Below are 3,382 nucleotides of genomic sequence, written 5' to 3' on the forward strand. Positions count from 1 at the left end.
CGCCGGGCGCCGCCGGCGCGACCTCGCCCTGGTCGCGGCGGCCGGAGGGCGGCCGGCACAGGTGCGCCGCATCGTGCTCGCCGACGGCGTGGTGCTTGGCGTGCTCTCCGCCGGCGCCGGGGTCGCGCTGGGCGTCGCGGCCGCGGCGGCCCTGCGGGCGCCGCTGGAGTCATGGCTCGGCTTCCGGTCCGGCGCGTTCCGGATCTTCCCCGTGGCGCTGGCCGTGCTCGCCGGGTTGGCCGTCGTCACCGGGGTGCTGGCCGCGCTGGTGCCCGCGTGGATCTCGTCGCGCCAGGACGTGGTCACCGCGCTCACCGGCCGCCGAGGGATCACCCGGTCCAAGCGCCGCTGGGTGATCGTCGGAGTCGCGCTGATCGCCGCCGGCGCCGGGCTCGTCGCGCTGGGGGCCGTGCGGATCGACGAGACGACGATGGTCGCCGGGGTGTTCCTGGCCGAGCTCGGCCTCGTCCTGTGCACCCCCGCGATCGTCGGGTTGGTGGCCCGGTTGGGTCGCTGGCTCCCGCTGGCCGCGCGGATCGCGCTGCAGGACACCTCGCGCAACCGGACCGCCGCGGCGCCCGCGGTCGCCGCGGTCATGGCGGTCGTGATCTTCAGCGTCGCGCTCGGCATCGTGTATCTCTCGCTGCGCGCCCGCGACGCCAGCGAGTCCGCGGGCCGGCCGGGTGACGTGACCGTGTTCCAGACCGACCGGGACGGAGCGCCCAGCCAGACCATCTCGCAGGAGGCGATCCGGACCGTGCGCGAGCTCATGCCGGTCGACCAGGTCTACGAGATCCAGATGCCACGGTGCGGTTTCGGCCCCTGCCTGGCCCACCCCGAGCTCCCTGCGGTCCTGCAATGTCCGTACCCGCCGTTCGACTCCACTCCCGACCAGCAGCGGGCCGCCCGGTCCGACCCCCGCTGCGACGGCGTCGGCGCCCAGCACGTCTACTTCGGCGCCATCGGCATCGGCCAGGGCGTCGCCGTCATCGTCGACGAGACCGCGGTGGCCGCCGTGGCCGTGGTGTCGCAGGAGGATGCCGACCGGGTCGTCGGCGCCATGCGCGGCGGCGCGGTCGTCGTCAGCGACCCGCGGTACCTGGAGAACGGCCGGGTCACGCTGGCGGTCGAGGCGATCGGCAGCAACCAGCAACGGACGCTGACCGCGCCCGCCGTCGCCCTGCCGCACCGCCCCAAGGCCCCGATCGCGCTGATGACCGCCGCGACCGCGCGGACCCTCGGGTTCGACCCGGTCCCGTTCATGACCCTGGCCACCACCACCCGGGTGCCGACCCTCGCGGAGGAGGACCGCCTGCAGGCCGCGCTTGGATCGCAGTTCCACGTGTCGGTGCTGCGCGCCGTGCAGCCCGCCGACGACCGCACCCTCGTGGTCCTCGCCATCGTCGCCGCGGTGATCACCATCGGCGCCGCCGCCCTGGCCACCGGCCTCGCCGCCGCCGACGGCCGCGCCGATCTCGGCACGCTGGCCGCGGTCGGCGCCTCCCCGCGGCTGCGCCGGGTGCTGTCGCTGAGCCAGACCGGGGTGATCGCCGGGCTCGGCTCGGTGCTCGGCGTCGCCGCCGGCCTCGGCTTGTCCACCGCCGTGCTGTTCGCGCTCAACCAGCGCTTCGCCGACACCTGGCCGGTACCCACGCCGATCCCGGTCACCGTGCCGTGGCTCAACGTCGGGATCGCGCTCCTGGTGGTGCCGTTGATCGCGATGCTCGGCACCGGCCTGCTCACCCGGTCCCGGCTGCCGATCGAGCGCCGGCTGTGAGGGGGCGTCGAACAGCGCGCCGACGACTCTCCATTGTGGATTCGGCGGATCGCGGCGAACAGCCCGTGCGTGCAGGCTGACGAAGCCGGCACGGGCCGGCGACCTTCGCTCGAGCCCGGCGCGAGGCCGTGATCGTAGGCTCCGATCTGGATCTTGTACGCCGGGCTGCCGGGAGGCCTCGATGACAGACCTGCGACTGTCGCCGACCACCACCGTCGACGAGCCGGAAACCAGGCGCGGACGCCTGGTTCTGTTCAGTGCCCTTGCCGGGGTGGCCCTTGCGGTGATCTGGTCGCCACGACTCGTGGACGGCGTGATCGCCGGCGCCATCGCCGACCCCGTTGTCGGCGGGGACGCCCGCGAGGTGGCGATCAACGGATCCCTTGCGGCCGCGGTGTTCGCGTTCATCACCGGTGTCGGCGGCATGTTCACCGCGTGCAATATCGCCGTTTTCGGCGCCCTGGCCCCGATGTCCGCGCAGCCCGAGGCACGCCGCGGCCGGCTCGCCGCCTTGTTGCGGCCGATCGGATGGCTCGCCGTTGGCGCGGTCGTGGTCGCCGGCCTCTACGGAGCGATCGGCGTCTACATCGGAGACGGCATGTGGCAGCTGTCCGACGCCCGCATCGGCGACCCGGAGACGGGACTGCGCGTCCGGTTGATCCAGTCGGCCGTGGTGTTCACCGTGCTCGGCGCGATCATGATCTGGTACGCGCTCGCCGCGATCCGGCTGGCCCGCAATCCCCTCGCCGGAGTCTTCGCCCGGCACCCGCGTGCGGAACTGGTGTTCCTCGGCGGGCTGGTCGGCGCGTTCCTCATCGGACGTCCATTTGGGATGTTCCGCAACATGTACGAGTACGCCGTCTCGACCGAAAATCCCCTCGTCGGGTTCATGACCTTCGCCCTGCAGTCGCTGGGCAACATCGCCGGCGTGGCGGTTCTCCTGGTGGTCATCACCGCCGTGACCAGGGGTGGCTTCCAGCGCTGGCTGGTCGCCGAGCCGGGCCGTCCGGCCCGGCTCACCGCGTCGGCCTTCATTCTCTTCGGCACGTTCTTCGTCTTCTACTGGGGCGTCAAGCTCGGCTACCGGGCCGGGCTCTGGTGGTGGCCGACCATGCCGTACGACTAGCGTCTGCAATCCCGCCGGCTAGCATCCACTCCCCAACCCGTCGAAGGGGACGAGTGGACGAACGAGTTGAACGGGCCGGGCTGCTCTACGAACGGGCGGTGTTCGGCGGTGAGACCGAGGCGCTGGCCGAGGCCGACCGGGAGCTGGACGCGGCCGAGGCCGACCTCGCCCTTGCCAGGGGAAGGGTGGTGCACGCCCGGTTTCTGGCCGACGGGACCGAGGATCCGCGGGAGCTGGAGCTGTTCGAGCGGGCCGCGGAGCTGTACCGGACGCTTGGCGACGTGCGCGGCGAGGCCGAGTCGTCGTTCTGGGTGGGCACCTTCCACCAGGTCGTCCGGCACGACAACGGCACGGCCGGACCGCACCTGCAACGGTCCCATGACCTTGCCACCAAGGCCGGCGACCCGCTGACGCTGTCCTATGCCCTGCGGCACCTCTGCTTCGCCGACCACGCCGCCGGTCGGGTCGGCGCCGCCCCC

The 3,382-nt window shown here is 72.9% G+C and carries 3 protein-coding genes; all 3 read left to right on the top strand.

What is annotated here, in order from left to right; all coding sequences use genetic code 11:
* A partial coding sequence (locus VGX25_RS04720) for an FtsX-like permease family protein (RefSeq protein ID WP_326916346.1) occupies positions 1-1,777 on the top strand: 1,777 nt, incomplete at its 5' end.
* 181 nt (positions 1,778-1,958) lie between these two features.
* Positions 1,959-2,903: a hypothetical protein gene (locus VGX25_RS04725; protein WP_326916347.1), complete on the top strand. Its 945-nt coding sequence runs from the start codon at positions 1,959-1,961 to the stop codon at positions 2,901-2,903.
* 53 nt (positions 2,904-2,956) lie between these two features.
* Positions 2,957-3,382 (top strand): hypothetical protein (locus VGX25_RS04730; protein WP_326916348.1); only part of this gene is annotated, 426 nt, incomplete at its 3' end.

The sequence above is a fragment of the Actinophytocola sp. genome (assembly GCF_035942955.1).
Lineage (GTDB): Bacteria > Actinomycetota > Actinomycetes > Mycobacteriales > Pseudonocardiaceae > DASYTH01.

Bases quoted from the DNA above. Each gene is read 5' to 3' on its own strand.
- VGX25_RS04725 (WP_326916347.1), top strand. From the start codon at position 1,959: ATGACAGACCTGCGACTGTCGCCGACCACCACCGTCGACGAGCCGGAA.